Genomic DNA, 17,320 nt, shown 5'->3' on the forward strand with positions numbered 1-17,320 from the left:
GCTTTAAGTGGTTAGTGAAGCACAGACTTATACTTAATATCATTAAATATGTTGTGCTCCAAAATGGGGTTATTGAAAAAACCCAGGCGAAAGGCCTGGGTTTTCATTACATAGGGTATAATTAGATTACCAGCTCTTTCTTCTGTATTCTGATGTTGAATATGGTTGAGAAGGATCACCGTAAGAAAGGTTAGGCAAATAAGCAATCGTAGTCATGTAAGGAACCTGGCTACCATTACCATACACCATCTGGTTGTTTGCCGCCAAACCATTAGCTAAAGCAGGCTCTGCTGCTTTTTGAGTAGCTACAGTATTCTTTGAAGAAGTAGATCTTCTTGCAACTGCCGATCTGTTAGCAGCAGCTCTGTTTGCAGCAGCTATTCTGTTAGCTTCAGCAATTCTTTCCGCTTCTTCTCTTTTACGTTTGTTATCTACTGCTTTACCAATACCGTAACCGGCAGCACCACCAACTACACCACCAACTACACCACCTACAACGCGGTTACGCTTATGTATGATGGCACCTGCGGCTGCACCAGCAGTAGTACCAATAACGGCGCCTTTAGCCTGTGGGCTCCAACGCTTTCTTTCCTGTGCCTGGGTAGAACTAGAGAATACAATAGTTACAAGTAAAATCAGGCTTAAGATATAACTTACCTTTTTCATATCAATCTCTTTTTTAGTGTTAAAAAAACTTATACGCAAGTACTGTCTGTAGTTACAATTTACATGCCATAAATTTTCAGTAGCGCTAAAAAAAAGCTATAAAAAATAGTGCTGAAGCAAAAGAAGACAACAAAAAAGCACAGTTAACAAACTGTGCTTCAATAAATTAAATACAATTAATTTTTTTTGTAAAAAAGTATAAGCAGGCTTTCTCAAATAGCTGATTACTCTCCCCTTTTAAGTGTATGAGCACTGATATCTATTTACTAATCAGAGCTGCCTGCTGGTGAAATTGCGCAACATACCAGGCGGTAATTACTCATCCGGAGGAGTTAGCAAGTATAAATCAGTAGTTCCGGGTTGATTTATACTTGATTATAGTACCTCATCTTTAAAGTATAGCTTGAAAGTAGTTCCTTTTCCTTCTTCGCTTTCCACTTCGATTTTGCCTTTGGCATTATCCATCATACGTTTTACAATGTATAAGCCCATGCCAGTACCATCTACGTGCGAGTGGAATCGTTTGAAAAGTGTAAATAACTTCGAAAGGTTATCTTCACTCATGCCCAGACCGTTATCGTGTACTGTAAGCATAATATAACCATCCAGCTTCTCTGTCTTAATCGAAATCTCAGGGCAACAATCCTCTCTTTTATACTTAATGGAGTTGCTTAACAGGTTATATAAAATGCTGTAGATGTTTTTGCGGGAGAAGTATAACCTGGAGGCTTCGCTGAAATCGACCTTGATTTTGGCTTTTTCGGTATGCAGAAGCTTTTGCATGTTTGCCTGCACATTGCTAAACACTTCAGAAAGATCTACTGACTCTGCTTCGCTATCAACGTCACGTTGTATCTTGGCCACATCTGTAAGTTCCTTTATAACGTTTTTGAAGCGCATAATGGAGTCCTTCACCATATCAAATAGTGGCTTGGTAGGTTCGCCCGGTATTTTGCCTGCAGCTTCTATCTGCTCTTCCAGCAGTAATACTAACCCTTCAATATTGGCCATCGGAGATTTCAGGTCATGCGAGGCCGTGTATACAAACGTATCAAGGTCTTCGATTACACGGAGCAGGTGTTCGTTAGTATGCTGCAGTTTTTCCTGAGTTGATTTCAGATCGGTTAGATCAATGAAAGAGCCTAACACACGATATGGGATCTGGTACTCATTATGCATAATGTATGCCCTGTTAGACACATATGCATACGTACCATCAGCTTTTAATACACGGTATTCGCTAAACCATTGGTCATTGCCATAGTTAATGGCCTTGTTTATACTTTTAACAACTTCATCGCGATCTTCCGGGTGTATTTTTTCGAACCAGCCATTTGAACCTGGGCTCATCACATCGGCACTATAACCCAGCATGTGTTGCAGCCCTTCGCTCCACCAGATCTCGTTTGTTACAAGGTTCCAATCCCATACCACATCGTTTGTAGCCATAGAAACCAGGCGGAAACGTTCTTCACTGGCTGATAATTCCTGTGTACGTTCAGTTACTCGTTTTTCCAGCTCATTATTAAGCTTTATCAGGTCTTCTTCGGCTTTTTTCAGTTCCTCGTATGCCTGCAGTACTTTTTCATCGCTGAGCTTTTCTTCTGTTACGTCAGCCATAGTTACGGTCAGGCCATCGCCCATTTTTACAGCAACTATTTTATACCATGCTTTTTGGCCATTTATTTCAAGGTTAAGCTCCGTGTGCAGCGGCTGGCCGGTTTCTACAACCTGTACAAATTTCTTGAACAGGCCATTATTTTTAAGAAAAGGTAAAGTAAGCTGTACGCTTGTATTTAAAAGCTCTGCATGAGCTGCGCCTACTAATTCTTCCGTTTTTATATTGAGCAAACTCCATGTAAAGTCTTTTATTTCGTTTTTTGTACCACGCACTGCCTGGAAAGCCATAATGCTGCTTAGCGAGCTATTAAGCACTCCCTGTACTACATTTGTGAGTTCTTTAAGTGTGGTAACGTCAACAAAACTGATAACTACGCCATCCTTATTGCCATCAAACTTAAGGTAAGGAATGATGCGCATCAGGTAGAATTTACCATCTGTAGTTTGTATTTCCTGCTCTACTTCTTCAGAGGTATTGTTCACCTTTTTGATGTCTTCGAGCAGGCGCGCGTATTTCAAATTATGCGATAAATGGTGAATAGGCCGGCCTATGTCGCCGCTCATAATATTGATCAGGCCTTCTATATGCTTGGTATACTTCCGGATAACAAGGTTATGATCAATAAAAAGCTGCCCGATATTAGAACTTCGAATGTAGTTATCCAGATCTTCGTTGAGCTCCTGCAGTTCTTTAATTTTTAACTGATGCTCTGAGTTTACTGTATGCAGCTCTTCGTTAAGCGACTGCATCTCTTCGTTTGAGCTCTGCAATTCTTCGTTGGAAGACATCAGTTCCTCATTAGTAGACTGTAGCTCTTCGTTAGAGGTTGTAAGGTCCTGAACAGTTAAATTAAGGCTTTCACGCGCTTCCTTGAGTTCCGATTCCAGTGAAGTAAGTTGTTGCAGATAATCAGCATCCGAAACAAATGACAGGTCAGATATCTTAGGTATCGGGTGTACCTCTCCCATCTCCTGTAGTAGTACCAATATTACTTTAGATTCATCCTTTTCCTGGCTTACAGGTCTGATAGATACATGAATCAGTTGTTCTTTTTTGCCGATCTTAACAGTAACCTGGCGGGCCACGATTTTACGGTTTTGCTTTATGGCTTTGCGTATGCCCACGCTAAGCGTTACCGCCAGTTCTTCGGGCACCATTTTAATCAAGTTAAAGTGCAGGCGCTTATCCGGGAATTTAAGAAACCGGTTAATGTCCCCTATACCGTGCAGCAGCTGGTAATGCTCATCAACATACAGGCCCGTAACTTTAAAATCTTCCGCTACAGCATCCATAAAGCCATCGTTGTAACGTGCCAGCTCGTTTAGCTTATAGTTACCGGCTTTGCTTACGGGAGCCAATGCCGACGGGTAACTGGTAATGCCATAGGAAGCTTTTGTTCCTTTGCTCTCTTTTATTTTCCTGAATAATTTCCACTTCCGGTTTTCCTCAGAAAAGAAGGGTTTCATTTCGCCGATGTGCTCGCTTGGACCTAGCAGGAGATAACCTCCCAGATTAAGAGCATATGGAAACAATGAAAGTACCTTGTTCTGCAACCCGGGGTTCAGGTAAATGAGCATGTTACGGCATGTAATCAGGTCGATATGGCTGAATGGCGGATCTTTCTGAAGGTCGTGCTGTGCAAATACTACAAGTTTTCTGATCTCCTCGTTAATGATAAACCGGTTACCCTTCTGGTGAAAGTAACGTTGCAACCTTTCGGGAGATATATCTTTTGAAATGGCGAGCGGGTAGCTGCCTTTAGATGCCTGCCCGATGGCTCGCTGATCTATATCGGTAGCAAACAATTTTACTTTAGGCTCTCGCCCCAACTTCTCATAAGCTTCCTGGAAAAGCATAGCCAAGGAGTATACCTCCTCACCTGAACTACAAGCCGCAGACCATACTTTTACATATTCATCTTCTGGCTTTTCCTGAATAAGTTTAGGAATAACCTCATGCTCGAGCAGTGCAAATGCCTCTGTATCTCTGAAAAATTTAGTAACATTGATAAAAAACTCCTGACAAAGCTGCTTGATTTCAGCCGGGTTTTCGTGGAGGTAATTCAGGTATTCCTTCAGCCCAACTACCCTTAACTGATCCATACGCTTCTGGATTCTGCGGTTAAGGGTTGCGTGCTTGTAATCAGTAAAATCGGTTTGTGTATGTGTGCAGATAAGGTCTAAGATCTCCTGCAGTAAAAGGTCATCTTCGCTTTGTTCAGTTTGTTCAATCAATGTTTCCACCAGCGGAATTTTACGGGTGTATTCTATTATTTCTTCCGGCATCAGCTCCGGCGAAAGCACATAATCTACAAAGCCCTTGTCGATTGCGCTACGTGGCATGCCATCAAATTTAGCTGTATTCGGGTCTTGCACTACCACCATGCCTCCTGCTTCCTTAATTGCTTTTGCCCCTTTGGTTCCATCGGTGCCGGTGCCCGAAAGTACTATGCCAATAGCATATTTCCCACGGTTTTTGGCCATGGATTCAAAGAATAGGTCAATAGCAAAATTAGGCTCGCGGCTACGGGCTTTGTCGGCTAAGCGAAGGCGCCCATGCTCTAATGTGAGTTGCTTGCCGCTGGGCAGTACATAAACGCAGTTTGGGCGCGTAAACATATTATCTTCCGCTTCCTGCACCTGCATGCGGGTGTGCTTCGATAATAGTTCCGCCATCAGGCTTTTATGGTCTGGCGAGAGGTGCTGGATAATTACAAAAGAGAAACTGGAGTTGTTAGGGAAATGATCAAAAAGCTTATGGATAGCCTCAAGACCACCTGCCGAGGCGCCAATGCCTACCAGGTAGTGATCCGCTGGTTTAGGCAGACCTTTAAAGTTTAAGGCTTGTATTTTTGATTTTGTCATTCCTGTTAACCTAAATTGAGCAGTTCGCTTCCCGCTTATTTTTCTCTGATAATTTTTTCCAGCACTGCACTGCGTAGTATTTCTGCAGCTTCCAGCTCAACTTCATGCCATGGCAAAGAAGTGTTTTTCACAGTCTCCTTATAAATGGCAAAAGAATTACGTGGGTGATATGTTTTACCGTCTGCCTCTATCTGGATAGCGCTATTTGGATCGCCTCCCCAGTTAACATTCTGCAACACTTCTTCCCGGAAGCCAAGTATAAATTCTCCTTGCTCAGCATTTATTGGCAACACAATCAGGCCGCTGGCAATATCCTTAAAATCTAAGCTGTAAACATATTCTTTAGGCAAAGAATCAGTAGCATAAGTTTGGGATGCCTTGTTGCGTCGTAGCCAGGATACAAGTTCTTTCAGCTCCTGTTTATCGGGTGTATTGCCAGTTGTCCAGGTGGAACCTTCGTAAAAAATGGCAGCTCCCGAAAGCGAAAGCAATTGAAGTATAGTTGCCTTACCAGTTAAAAGGCCATCTGCAATATTGAGGCTATCATATAACTGAACCAGTATCTGAGTATGTATGGCTCTTAGATTTGAGCGTAACTGAAAGGCAGATTCTTTAGCACGGCTTTCCAATTGTGCAGATAATATACCTGACAGCAGTTCCATCCCTGAACGGATCTCGTAGCTGGGATTTTTTGCAGTTTTATGATGGCACGAAATAAGCCCCCACAACTTATCATTTATAATAATAGGCAACGACATGGATGCCTCAATATTCATATTGCGCAAATACTCCAGGTGCACTGTGGCTACACTGCGCAGGTTGCATTCCGAAAGGTCAGTAAAGCGTTGATTTATCGGGTTGATAACAGGTATCAGGCGAACCGGTTTATAATCGTGGGTAGGTATAAGCCTGTATGGGTTTTTGAAGTATAATTCACGGGCCTGGCGTGGCACGTCAGAAGCCGGAAAACGAAGATCAAGGTAATCGCTCATGCTCTCTTCTTTTGCCTGGGCTATCACGATCCCGTTCCAGTTCGGATCGAACTGGTATACCAGCACGCGGTCAAAACCAGATATCTTTTTAATTTCCCTGGCGGCCAGCTGGGCTGTTTCCTCAATGGTGGGCGCCTGTTTAAGCAAAGAGGTAATGTATTTAATTTGCTGATAAAGCCCTATAAACGAGCTACCTGCGTCTTCTCTGCCTTCCTCCAGTTCAATTAAAATGTACTCTTCTTTTGCGTGAACAAGCGCAGTAAAAACAACATCTCTGCCTCCTACCGAAAATGAAAGTACAAAAGGGATTTTCTCCTGGTTGCTGTTTATTTTTTCCTGTATTTCTGCATACTGGTTAGCAGGAATAAGATCAGAAAGGGCTTTATCCAGCAGATCATCAACCGAATATTCTAACTGCTGCTCTACGTTCTCGCTTGCCTGCACAATGCGCAGCTGCACTTTATCCAGCACCAAAAGTACTCCGTGCGGTTGTATCAGATTAACTAAATGAAGCGGTATACTTCCACAAAAATCGGAATCATAGTTTTTATCAGGGGTAATGGATACAGGTGCTGTTTTGTCTTTCATGCTTTTGTTGGTTGGTAATGCCTGCTTAAACAATGCATAACTGGGTGCAATTGGTAAACAAGAAGTGTATCAACAGGTTTAAAAATACACCCTGCTGTCAATCCTATCATTGAAAAATCAGGCTTACATAAAATGCCTGTCCGACATTTTAAAGCTTTTAAAACTATTGCACTTTCTAACAGAAAAAAGGCGGAAAGTACACTGGCTTGATGCAATTTAATGTTTTTCAATCATATAATTCAGTAATTGGTTAGAATTCATTCAAAATTGCTAGTGTTACGTTTCATAACCTGAACCGTTAAAATCATACTTCCATCAAATCTGAAGCCATAGAATTGATACTTCACAAGAATAGCTTTACTGGGATTTTATGATAAAAAAGATACAATTTTTGCAAGCAGTTAATTTGTTGATTCTAAGGTATAATGCTAACCATTTAAAGGGCATAATTTACAGGCAAACTGCAGACGATGTGCAACATCCAAAAAACTAAACATGGGCATGAAATTGGTAGAGATCTGAGGCAGTAAGTATAGTTTAAACTAGGGTTTAAGTATAAATCGGTAACCAAAATTTCTATCTTACAGTAAGCAAGCCTTATCAATTTATCTTATCATTGTAAAACAAATTGGTTTTATTACCAATAATATCGTTAATGCAGCCTTTTGGCACACTAAGCCATCCGAAAGACCTGCCTCTAAAAATCAAATATGTTTGTAGCTGTAAGTATTTTTGAAATTGCCAACGACATGGCAGAAGAAGTAAGACAGGCTTTTATACAAAGGCCGCACCTGGTAGATGAAGCAAGTGGTTTTTTAGGTATGCAGGTGCTATCGCCACAAGAAAATGCAAATGAGTTTTGGGTAATGACCTCCTGGACAAATGAGGATAGTTACAAAGTATGGTATAAGGAGCACATGAAAGAATCGCACCAGGGAGTGCCAAAAGGATTGAAATTAAAGCGGGAAAGTACCAAAGTACGTTACTTTGATAAAATTACGAAGTAAAGGATAGGACTGTAACCAACGTATAAAAGTATAAGGCCTGCAAAATAATTCATACTTTGCAGGCCTTATACTTTTATACTTCCTTTCGGAATGTACTTTAGCTTAAATTAAGCGGTAGTTTCCTGTTTTTCCAGATTGAACAAAGTGCTTAACCCTTCCAGCAGGCTTTCAGATTCACCGCGAAGGCAGGCTGCTTTTAGCTCCAGTACCGGCATTTTGATAATTTTGTTCATCATGTTAAGTGTTACTGCCTCAATAACTGCCCGCTCTGCTTCGCCAAGGTTTTTAAGATAGCGCGCGATTTCCTGCTTACGAATCTCCTCGAGTTTGCTCTTAAATTGCTGAATGGCTGGCGACATAGCCATTTCGCGGGTCCAGTTGCCGAACTCTTCCATCGCTTCTTCAATTATCTGCTCAACATCAGGTATGGCAGCCAAGCGTTGTGCCAGTGCCTCTGTTGCACGGTTTTTTATACTATCAATGTTGTAAACCAAAACGCCCGGTAATGCCTCCAGCTCGCTATCTATACTTCGGGGCATCGAAAGGTCGATAAATACTTTTGAAGACAGGATTTCCTGTTTTGCCACCTGTTGCTTGGTTATAAAAAAGCAATCGCCCGGAACAGAAGATATCACCACATCGGCCTGATAGATCTGCTCCCAGACATTCTCCCAGGCTACAGCGGTAGCATTGCATTTCTGAGCCAGATCCACCGCTTTCTGGTAAGTCCGGTTCACGATTACCACATTACCGCCCATGTGCGACTTCTGGAAATTATCACATACATTGGCGCCAATCTCCCCTACTCCTATCATCAGAATACGCGGGTTTGGTATTGTTTCTGCAAGCTCCTCTACTAACTCCACTGTGGCATACGATACAGAGGCTGCACCATCGTGAAAAGCCGTTTCGTTAACTACACGTTTGTTCGTGTAAAAGATAGTATGCATTAACCGGTGCAGAAACGGGCCGGCCATCTCTGCATCAGCAGACCACTGGTAGGCCTTTTTTACCTGGTTCATGATCTGCATATCGCCAACCACCTGAGACTCCAGGCCTAATGCAACATTGAATAAATGCTTAACCGCTTCCTTATGCCCGGTTATACTTACAAAGTATGGCGCTATACCTTTTGTTGCGATAAAGCCACACTCCATTGCGATCAGTTTTATAATCTCTTTCGAAAGGTCAGCTTCTGCGCTATAGTATACTTCGGTGCGGTTGCAGGTAGAGAGCACCAATACCTCTTTGGCTGTAGTAAATGCCTTTATTTTCTCCAGCAGATTTCTACAAGCTGACTCATTCAGGGCTACGGCTTCGCGAATAGCTATCGGGGCAATCTTATAAGATAAAGTAAGTGCTTTGAACAGGTTCTGCATTTTCTTGTGTCAGGGTATGATGCAAAATTCGGAAGAAAGCTTAACCGCAAATATGATAATTGTCAGTTTCTAACAGGATAGTTGTCATTATAAGCTTCGAAATACGATCCAGAGAATCAAGTCAAAGTATAAAAAACAAAAGAGCTGCAAATCTATTTGCAGCTCTTTAAAAAACATAAGTATAGTAAACTTGCTGATTCTTAATTCCTCATTTTACGAAGCTTGTCGCCGTTAAGTATAGTAATCTTACTACCCTGGCTATCAATCAGTTTCTCATCCTTAAAATCAGCCAGCGTTCGTATCACAGCTTCTTTAGATGCTCCAACTATACTTGCCAGATCTTCGCGCGAAATAGCTACCTGGAAGTTCTTATCATCGTCTTTATTATACTGTTTTTCTACTAAAACAAGGGCCTCCGCTACACGCTTTCGCACCGAGTTGTAGGCAAGTTTCAGCAGGCGGTCTTCGCGGTCGGCCAGGTTATCAGAGAGTATTTTAATAAACTTATTTGCTACGTCGCGGTTGTTGTGCAGGAGCGAGAAAAAATCATCGCGCGGAATAATGTATACTTCCGAATCTTCCAGTGCCACAGCCGATTCCCGGTATGGGTTTTCTTCCAACAGATCTACATAACCAATAAAGTCGCCGCTTTTATACAGGTCGGTGATCAGTTCGCGCCCTTCTTCATTTGCTTTAAAGGTTTTAACACGGCCCTTATTCAGAAAGAATACTGCATTAGGCCTGTTACCTTCCGAGAAAAGCTGCTGCTTCTTTTTTAATATAGTTACTTTCTGGTCGTTTGATATAAGTTTGTTCAGGTCTTCCAGTCCTTTAGCTTCCTGTATAAAATCTGTTATACCTTCTATACTTCGCTGAAAATCGGCACGCAGAATTTCGTTCTTTTTAAGGCGCATTTCCACGGCATCCAGCAACTCCAGGTCATCAAAAGGCTTTATCAGGTAATCATCGGCACCCAGGTTCATCCCTTTCCTAAAATCTTCTTTTTCTGATTTTGCAGTCAGGAAGATAAACGGAATACCGGATGTAGCCGGGTTATTGCTGAGCATGTGCAACACGCCATAACCATCCAATTGCGGCATCATGATATCGCAGATGATCAGGTCCGGCAGTTCTTTTTTTGCCAGCTCTACCCCTTTTCGGCCATTATCGGCTTCCACAATTTCATAGTTGGCAAGCGACAGGATTTCGGCAATATTTTCCCTGATTTCCTGATTATCCTCGATTAGTAATATCTTTTTCATACTTGTGCGGTTTGTGGAAATATAATGGTGAAGGTAGTGCCATTGCCAAGGTCGCTCTGGTAATCTAGCGTTCCATCCATAATGTCTACATATCTTTTTACGATGTTCAGACCAAGCCCTGTTCCCTGTATATTGGTAACGTTCTGGGCCCTGAAAAACGGTGAAAACAAGTGTGTTTTATCTCCATCCGGAATACCTATACCCTCATCGCGCACTGTAATCCTGATCTTGCCATCAGCAATCAGGGTAGTAACGTAAATGCTTTGCCCCTCGCCGGAATACTTACTGGCATTTGATAGCAGGTTGAAGAAGATGTTTTTGAGCAGTTGCTTATCCAGGTTTACAGTATCTTCCTCACCAACGTGGGTATAATGTATCTGCTGCCCCAGTTTAACCTGTCCCTGCATTTCGTCAACAATTTCGGCGGCAAAAGGCTCCAGGTCAAATGTTGATGGCAGGTTATATATCTTGCCTTCCTCAATTCTGCTGATTGAAAGGAAATCGTTAAGTATGGCTGTTAAATTATTTACAGCCGATTTAATGCGCTCAACATGTTTGGTACGCTTGTCGTCGTCTTCGGTGGTTTTATACTTGCCAATTAAGGAAGCTGAAGACAGCACCGTACTGAGTGGCGTGCGAAATTCGTGAGAAGCAATGGTTACAAACCTTGACTTGAGCTCGTGAAGTTCTTTTTCTTTCTGCAGCGCTTTCCTTATTTCCTTCTGTGCTTCGTGCAGGCTGCGGTTAGTATGTTCCAGTTTCCGGATGGCATCGCCAAGTTCCAGGGTGCGCTCTTCCACACGCTTTTCCAGGTCAGCATTTAGCTTTTGAATCTCAGCCAGGCTCTTTGCATGCTCAATACTATACCGGATAGAACGCTCCAGGTCGAAAGGGCTGATGGTTCCTTTTACAAGGTAATCCAGTGCGCCCGCATGCATGGCTTTTTCATCGGTTTCGCGGTCGCTTTGGCCGGTAAGAAGTATAAAAGGCTTTGAACTGCCCTCAGTAACTGCTCTGCTGATGAGCTCCAAACCATCGTGTGCACCAAGCCGGTAGTCAACCAGGTATACATCGTGCCGGTCCTCTTTTATAAGCTTCAGGGCTTCCGTAAAATTGCTTGTCCATTCCAGAATGTAATTCCGGCCCGGAATATCTTCAATAATCTCCCGCGTCAGGATATAATCATCCTCGTCGTCGTCAACCAGTAGTATGCGAATTTTATCAAGCATGCTTGGGTTCCCTTTTCAGGCTATACTTATAGCTTTGGTAACTCTACAATTTCGAACCAGTATTTGCTTAAGGTCTTCATCACATCAACCAGCGATGCAAACGTTACTGGTTTGGTAATAAAAGAGCTAACACCCAGATCATATGTTCTCAGAATATCTTCTTCAGCTTTGGAAGTAGTTAACACCACTACCGGAATCAACTTCAGATGGTCATCCGATTTTATTTCCTTCAGGGCCTCACGTCCGTCTTTTTTAGGCATGTTAAGGTCCAGCAGGATCAGGCCAGGAGTCGGGTATTTATCTTTGTCAGTGAATTTGCCACGGTGGTATAGATAGTCCATCAGCTCCTCGCCATTTTCAACGAAATGGATGTTATTTTTAAGCCGGCTTTCTTCCAGCGCATCCTTTACCAGCATGCGGTCTTCGGCGTCATCGTCGGCAATAAGTATAATAATGGTTCTTTTATTTGACATGCTTATATACTTTAATCTTCGGGGTGTTTGATTGCTAAGGTAATAATAAAACGGGTACCAACCCCAGGCTGACTGCTGGCTGTAATATCGCCGCCATGCCTGATGGCTATTTTACGGCAAACGGCCAGGCCAATTCCCGAGCCTTCATATTTCTGCCCTTCCAACCGCTGAAAAATATTAAAAATACGGTCAAGGTACTTTTCATCGAAACCTATGCCATTATCCTCAATATAAATTTCGGTTAGTTCATCGCCTGGCGTAGCAGTTAAATGTGCTTGGCGCTGCAAGCTTTTCGCATAAATATTAATGATCGGGCTTTCGTTCTCTTTCCGGAACTTAATCGCATTGCTCAGCAAATTCTGGAAAAGCTGGCGCATCTGGGTTGGCTCTGCTTCTATTTCCGGCAACGGCGACCGAATAATCTCGGCACCAGTCTGTTCTATACTTACCTCCATATCAGAGATCACCTCCGAAAGTATAGTATCGAGGTTTACTTTTACAAAAGGCTTGGACTTTGTAGTTACCCGCGAAAAATTAAGCAGGTCGTTTATCAGGTTCTGCATACGCGAGGCGGCGTTCAGCATGCGGTCTACATAATCTTTTCCCTGCTCGCTCAGGTTATCGTATTCCTTTGTCATCAGCCTGTCGCCGAAGGCCTGTATTTTGCGCAACGGCTCCTGCAAATCGTGCGAAGATACATAGGCAAAGTCCTGTAGCTCGTGGTTGCTGCGCTCCAATTCAGCGGCGTAACGGCGCAGGCGTTCCTCAATCATTTTCTGCTTTGTAATATCATGCACAAAGCCTGTATAAACTTTTCTGTCACCTAATTCTACTTCGCTTATACTTAGGTAGAAAGGAAAAATAGTGCCATCACTGCGCAAGCCGGTAACCTCCCGGCCAATTCCGATAATCTTCTTTTTACCGGTAACATGGTAATTGTGCATATAGCCATCGTGCCGGCTACGGTCAGGTTCAGGCATTAGCATGTTTATACTTTTACCAAGCAGGTCTTCAGCATTGTAGCCAAATAACCTTGCAGCCGATGGGTTCACCATTTCTATGATACCACGGGTATCGATAGTGATAATGCCATCTACCGCAGCCTGAATGATCGAATTGATCTTATTTTCGCTTTCGCGTAGGGCAGCCTCCGCCTTTTTAAGTTCTGTTATGTCGTGTACAATTCCTGTAAAAATGAGCTTATCCTGTAGCCTAACCTCGCTTATACTTAACAGGAACGGGAAAACCGAACCGTCTTTTTTACGGCCCAACACTTCGCGCCCTTTACCTATAATCTGGGCTTTGCCGGTACGCATGTAATTATCAATATACTGGTCGTGCTGGCTGTGGTCGGGCTCCGGCATCAGCATACTTACATTACGGCCAATTATTTCTTCCGGGTCGTAATCAAAAATACGCGCCGCAGCCGGGTTTACCGACTCCACTATACCACGCGTATCGATGGTAATAATGCCATCAATAGCGGTATCGATAATTGCTTTTAGTCTTGTACTGTTTTCGGTATCAGGATTAGACATATGTGAGAATTCTTCCAAATGCGTGCCGGTGAATATTTAAATAAGTACTAATAAACAAATATACTCAGAATACACTACATGATAATTATCATTTCTTAAGCTGCTGCTTATCATTCTTCTACTCTTTTGGCTTCTCTAATTTTACATTCTGAAAATACGCGGAGAGTTAAAATTATCAGTTTTTACTTTCCTGGCTTAATTAGGTTCGAGTGCTGAAGGTACAATTAGAGAATAGAATTTAAAGTAAGATGAAGAATATCCTGGTACCAATTGATTTTTCTGAAAACACCCGTAATGCCGCTCAGTTTGCTGCCAGCCTTGCAGAAATAACAGGTGCCCGAATAATTCTGTTCCATGTATTTAATCCGGTACTGGTGCAACAACAAGTTACAACTACAAAAGACAATACAATTTTTGAAACTGTAGCCCAGGAGCTGTTAGACAATCTGGCTCATGAGCTGCACCAGGAATATGGCGTATCTGTTACCCGATTGATAAAACCCGGCTTTGCAGAAGATGAGGTGCCCGCTCTTGCAAAACGCATTCATGCAGACCTAGTGGTGGTAGCATTAAACAACAGGATTGAGGAAACGGAACCCATGCCTGGAGTTTTAGAAACAGCGTTGCTTACAAATGCAAATCTTGCCGTGTTGGGTGTTCCTATACAAGTAAAATTCCGGGCAGATGATTTAATTACGGTTTGGCAGGCTGCAGCACCCACAAGCGATAATTATATATCTTTAAATTTTGTTGGGCAATTAACACCGGAGGAAGCGCTAAAAGAACTTGAAACAAGGAAAGTACAAAAAGAGGATTTGTTACCGGATGAGCCTATCAGAAATCTAAGCCCTGTTACAGAAAGTACGTTTCCTGTATTGGAAGAAACTTATTCAATCCCACAATTTCCGGAAACAGAAACGACACCCATCGACATACCTGAAGCAGCAACTATACTCAACCAAAATGTTTGGAAACAGAATCCAGATGTAGGTATACTTTTTCTGCCAGTATAAATCAGCTTTTAAAACTTTACTAAGTATTACACAAATTGCTACAAATGCAGCCATAGCTTAAATCAAAAGCATTGTTTAAGCAAAAACCTCTGTCTATTTTAAACAGAAGCTTCAATTCTTCTCTCCATTATTTCCTTTTTGAATACCATTACGAGATCCTGCTGAAGCGACTGGCTGCGGTCTTTAGCATACCACATGTGCAATTGCGCAGATAATTCATCATGGCCGGCATGCGGGTTAGCTGCTTTAAACATGATAACCTGCTGTTGTATACTAGCCGGCCTTGGCCCCCAGGTAAAAATGCGTTCTCCGGTTACAGCATCCACGCAAAGCAGTTTTGGAATAGAGCGGCTTCCGTTAGTCAGGCAGGTATCCATCAACTCCGGATTTTCATCGCGAAGCACTATTTGCAACTCAATGAATGGCGCTGCATCGGCAATGGCGGAAATGGCAGGTATAAGCTGGGCACCGTCGCCACACCAGGCTTCAGAAAGAACAAGCCATTTCCAGGCGGTTTGCTGAGTTTGCAGAATCTCGCTCAATTCAGGCAACAGCGTAAATTGTTTTTCCACGCGCTTCATGCGTTGCTGGTTCAGTTTTGTAAACCCGATTTTTTCTTCGGTCTGTTCCGGCCCGGTGGTCTTCTGGGTAGCTACCAGGTCATCAACAAGTAATTTATAGTCAGTGTATGAAAGCGGGTTTACCAGCTCAGAAAATACAATAGAAGCAGTCTCCATGGTCGTTTTATTTTCAGCAAGTTTACCCCGATACTTCAAAGTATAAAATGACAGAAGTCACCGACAAAGCTGACTCAACTCATTTAGCACTTTTGTAGCTACGCCTACCTTGTGCCGGTATAAAGCCCGACCTGCTTATGTTAAACCACGTCTTCGGAAATACTACCGGCATTAAAATAACTTACTTCAGCCTTTTTAGCTGCTTCCTGCTTTTTACCGGCTTTATCTATACTTCGGAAGTACCACAAACTATACTTAAAAATGAACAACACGAACTGGCTGTAAAGGGAAAACAACTATGGCAAAAGCACAATTGCGTGGCTTGCCACCAATTTTATGGCTTGGGTGGCTACATTGGCCCCGATGTAACCAACGTGTTATCAGCTACCGGAAAAGGAGAACCGTACGTGCGCGCCATACTTCAGAACGGAACCGCCACTATGCCTGATTTTAAACTGCAGCAACACGAAATTGATGCACTGGTAGGTTTCCTGAAAGAGGCAGATGCAACAGGCAAATCAGGTCGCGAACATTTCAGCATCGATGCCACCGGGCAAATCCAGAATACGCCACAAACAAACATAAAACCATGAACCGACATATAGGATTTTTATTCATGGCAACCGGCCTTCTTTTTTTGTTGGCAGGCATCATGTTTGGCATTTTGGGAGGTGTATTTTATTTGTTCCCGCAGGAGCTGCGAGATGCATTGCCATTTACTAAAATACGCCCGCTGCATGTATCGGCCATTGTGTTCTGGATATTGTTTGCAGCCATTGGCGGGTTGTATCTATACTTACCAAAGTATAAAAAGAAGCACTCTGCAAGGCTTGGCATCTGGCATTACCTGCTGCTTTTAATTGCGGCCACGGCTATACTTGGTTGTTACTTCACAGGCATTTTCGGGGGCAGAGAGTATTGGGAATTTCCACCAATACTGGCATTACCCATTGCGGCAAGTTTTATACTGCTTGGCATAAATTTCTATAAAAGTATGCGGAAAAATAAAGAACCCTGGCCGGCTTACCGCTGGATGTGGCTCACAGGCATTATATTCTTCCTGCTGTCTTTTACAGAATCATATTTGTGGCTTATACCTTATTTCAGAGATAGCCTGGTGCGTGATATGGCAGTGCAATGGAAATCGTATGGCTCGCTGGTTGGCTCCTGGAACATGCTGATAAATGGAAGTGCACTTTTCATTATGGAAAAATTGAGCGGCGATAGAACCATGGCACGCAAGCCACTCACCTTTAGCATGTTTTTCTTAGGCTTATTTAACCTCATGTTTAACTGGGGCCACCATATTTATAGTTTACCAGTCAATGATTTTATCAGGTACACAGCGTACATCGTGAGCATGACCGAGTTACTTATACTTGGTAAGATTATCTTAAACTGGCGCAGCACTTTATCAGAAGCAAAAAGAAATAAACACCTGCTGCCCTTCCGGTTTATGACAGCTGCCGATATCTGGATTTTTCTAAACCTTTTCACGGCCATACTTATGTCTGTGCCTGCCCTGAACTTATATACACACGGAACGCATGTAACCGTAGCACATGCTATGGGAACAACCATTGGCATAAACACTATGCTGCTGCTGGCAAGTATATGTTATGCCTGCACTCGTTTCCTGGGCAAATTAAGTAGTAAAAGTATACGCTGGGTTAACAAGGGTTTATACTTCGGCAACATATCCTTACTAGTTTTCTGGCTGGCACTACTTGGCGCTGGCATAAGTAAAGCCATGCTTCAGACACAAAACCCAAGTATAGCGCATGGCCTGCTCATGCAACAATTAAAACCATGGTTTATAGGCTTTACCTTATCAGGAGCCGGCATAGTGGCGGGCTTAGTAATGGTAATAGTGCCTTTATTACACTTTATGATAACTAAAAAAATTAAGCTGAATACTCAAACAGCACATAAACTCTTACAGCACTCCTAG

13 protein-coding genes are annotated in these 17,320 nt (G+C 42.7%); 4 read left to right on the forward strand and 9 right to left on the reverse strand.

What is annotated here, in order from left to right; translation table 11 throughout:
- Positions 1 to 126: 126 nt before the first annotated feature.
- From LWP20_RS16145 to LWP20_RS16155, 3 genes are all read right to left on the reverse strand, one after another.
- Positions 127 to 666 (reverse strand): YMGG-like glycine zipper-containing protein, encoded by a 540-nt coding sequence (locus tag LWP20_RS16145; protein WP_242929211.1) that lies wholly within the window; start codon positions 664 to 666, stop codon positions 127 to 129.
- Positions 667 to 1,041: 375 nt separating this feature from the next.
- A complete protein-coding gene (locus LWP20_RS16150; RefSeq protein ID WP_242929212.1) occupies positions 1,042 to 5,151 on the reverse strand; it encodes a chemotaxis protein CheB in 4,110 nt (1,369 codons plus the stop codon).
- A gap of 35 nt (positions 5,152 to 5,186) precedes the next feature.
- Entirely contained in the window at positions 5,187 to 6,731 is a 1,545-nt protein-coding gene (locus tag LWP20_RS16155) for a GAF domain-containing protein (RefSeq protein ID WP_242929213.1), read from the reverse strand.
- A gap of 710 nt (positions 6,732 to 7,441) precedes the next feature.
- Between LWP20_RS16155 and LWP20_RS16160 the strand changes: the two genes are divergently transcribed.
- Positions 7,442 to 7,738, forward strand: a complete 297-nt coding sequence (locus tag LWP20_RS16160; RefSeq protein WP_242929214.1) for an antibiotic biosynthesis monooxygenase family protein — start codon at positions 7,442 to 7,444, stop codon at positions 7,736 to 7,738.
- Between the two features lie 107 nt (positions 7,739 to 7,845).
- Here the strand turns inward: LWP20_RS16160 and hemA are convergent, their stop codons facing one another.
- From hemA to LWP20_RS16185, 5 genes are all read right to left on the reverse strand, one after another.
- Positions 7,846 to 9,117 (reverse strand): glutamyl-tRNA reductase, encoded by a 1,272-nt coding sequence (gene hemA / locus LWP20_RS16165; protein ID WP_242929215.1) that lies wholly within the window; start codon positions 9,115 to 9,117, stop codon positions 7,846 to 7,848.
- A 200-nt stretch (positions 9,118 to 9,317) separates the two neighbouring features.
- Positions 9,318 to 10,379, reverse strand: coding sequence for a response regulator (locus tag LWP20_RS16170; RefSeq protein WP_242929216.1), 1,062 nt, complete (start codon positions 10,377 to 10,379; stop codon positions 9,318 to 9,320).
- Complete coding sequence (locus LWP20_RS16175; RefSeq protein WP_242929217.1) at positions 10,376 to 11,608, reverse strand: hybrid sensor histidine kinase/response regulator; 1,233 nt, start codon at positions 11,606 to 11,608, stop codon at positions 10,376 to 10,378. Before LWP20_RS16175 ends, LWP20_RS16170 begins: the two co-directional genes overlap by 4 nt.
- 26 nt (positions 11,609 to 11,634) lie before the next feature.
- Positions 11,635 to 12,081: a response regulator gene (locus LWP20_RS16180; protein WP_242929218.1), complete on the reverse strand. Its 447-nt coding sequence runs from the start codon at positions 12,079 to 12,081 to the stop codon at positions 11,635 to 11,637.
- A gap of 11 nt (positions 12,082 to 12,092) precedes the next feature.
- Positions 12,093 to 13,619, reverse strand: a complete 1,527-nt coding sequence (locus LWP20_RS16185; RefSeq protein ID WP_242929219.1) for a sensor histidine kinase — start codon at positions 13,617 to 13,619, stop codon at positions 12,093 to 12,095.
- Positions 13,620 to 13,867: 248 nt separating this feature from the next.
- Between LWP20_RS16185 and LWP20_RS16190 the strand changes: the two genes are divergently transcribed.
- Complete coding sequence (locus LWP20_RS16190) at positions 13,868 to 14,632, forward strand: universal stress protein (protein WP_242929220.1); 765 nt, start codon at positions 13,868 to 13,870, stop codon at positions 14,630 to 14,632.
- A gap of 98 nt (positions 14,633 to 14,730) precedes the next feature.
- Here the strand turns inward: LWP20_RS16190 and LWP20_RS16195 are convergent, their stop codons facing one another.
- A complete protein-coding gene (locus LWP20_RS16195) occupies positions 14,731 to 15,369 on the reverse strand; it encodes a thioredoxin family protein (RefSeq protein ID WP_242929221.1) in 639 nt (212 codons plus the stop codon).
- Between the two features lie 137 nt (positions 15,370 to 15,506).
- On the opposite strand from LWP20_RS16195, the gene LWP20_RS16200 reads away from it, so the two are divergent.
- Entirely contained in the window at positions 15,507 to 15,962 is a 456-nt protein-coding gene (locus LWP20_RS16200) for a c-type cytochrome (protein ID WP_242929222.1), read from the forward strand.
- A complete protein-coding gene (locus LWP20_RS16205; RefSeq protein WP_242929223.1) occupies positions 15,959 to 17,320 on the forward strand; it encodes a cbb3-type cytochrome c oxidase subunit I in 1,362 nt (453 codons plus the stop codon). Before LWP20_RS16200 ends, LWP20_RS16205 begins: the two co-directional genes overlap by 4 nt.

The organism is Pontibacter vulgaris, from assembly GCF_022758145.1.
Taxonomy (GTDB): Bacteria; Bacteroidota; Bacteroidia; order Cytophagales; family Hymenobacteraceae; genus Pontibacter; species Pontibacter vulgaris.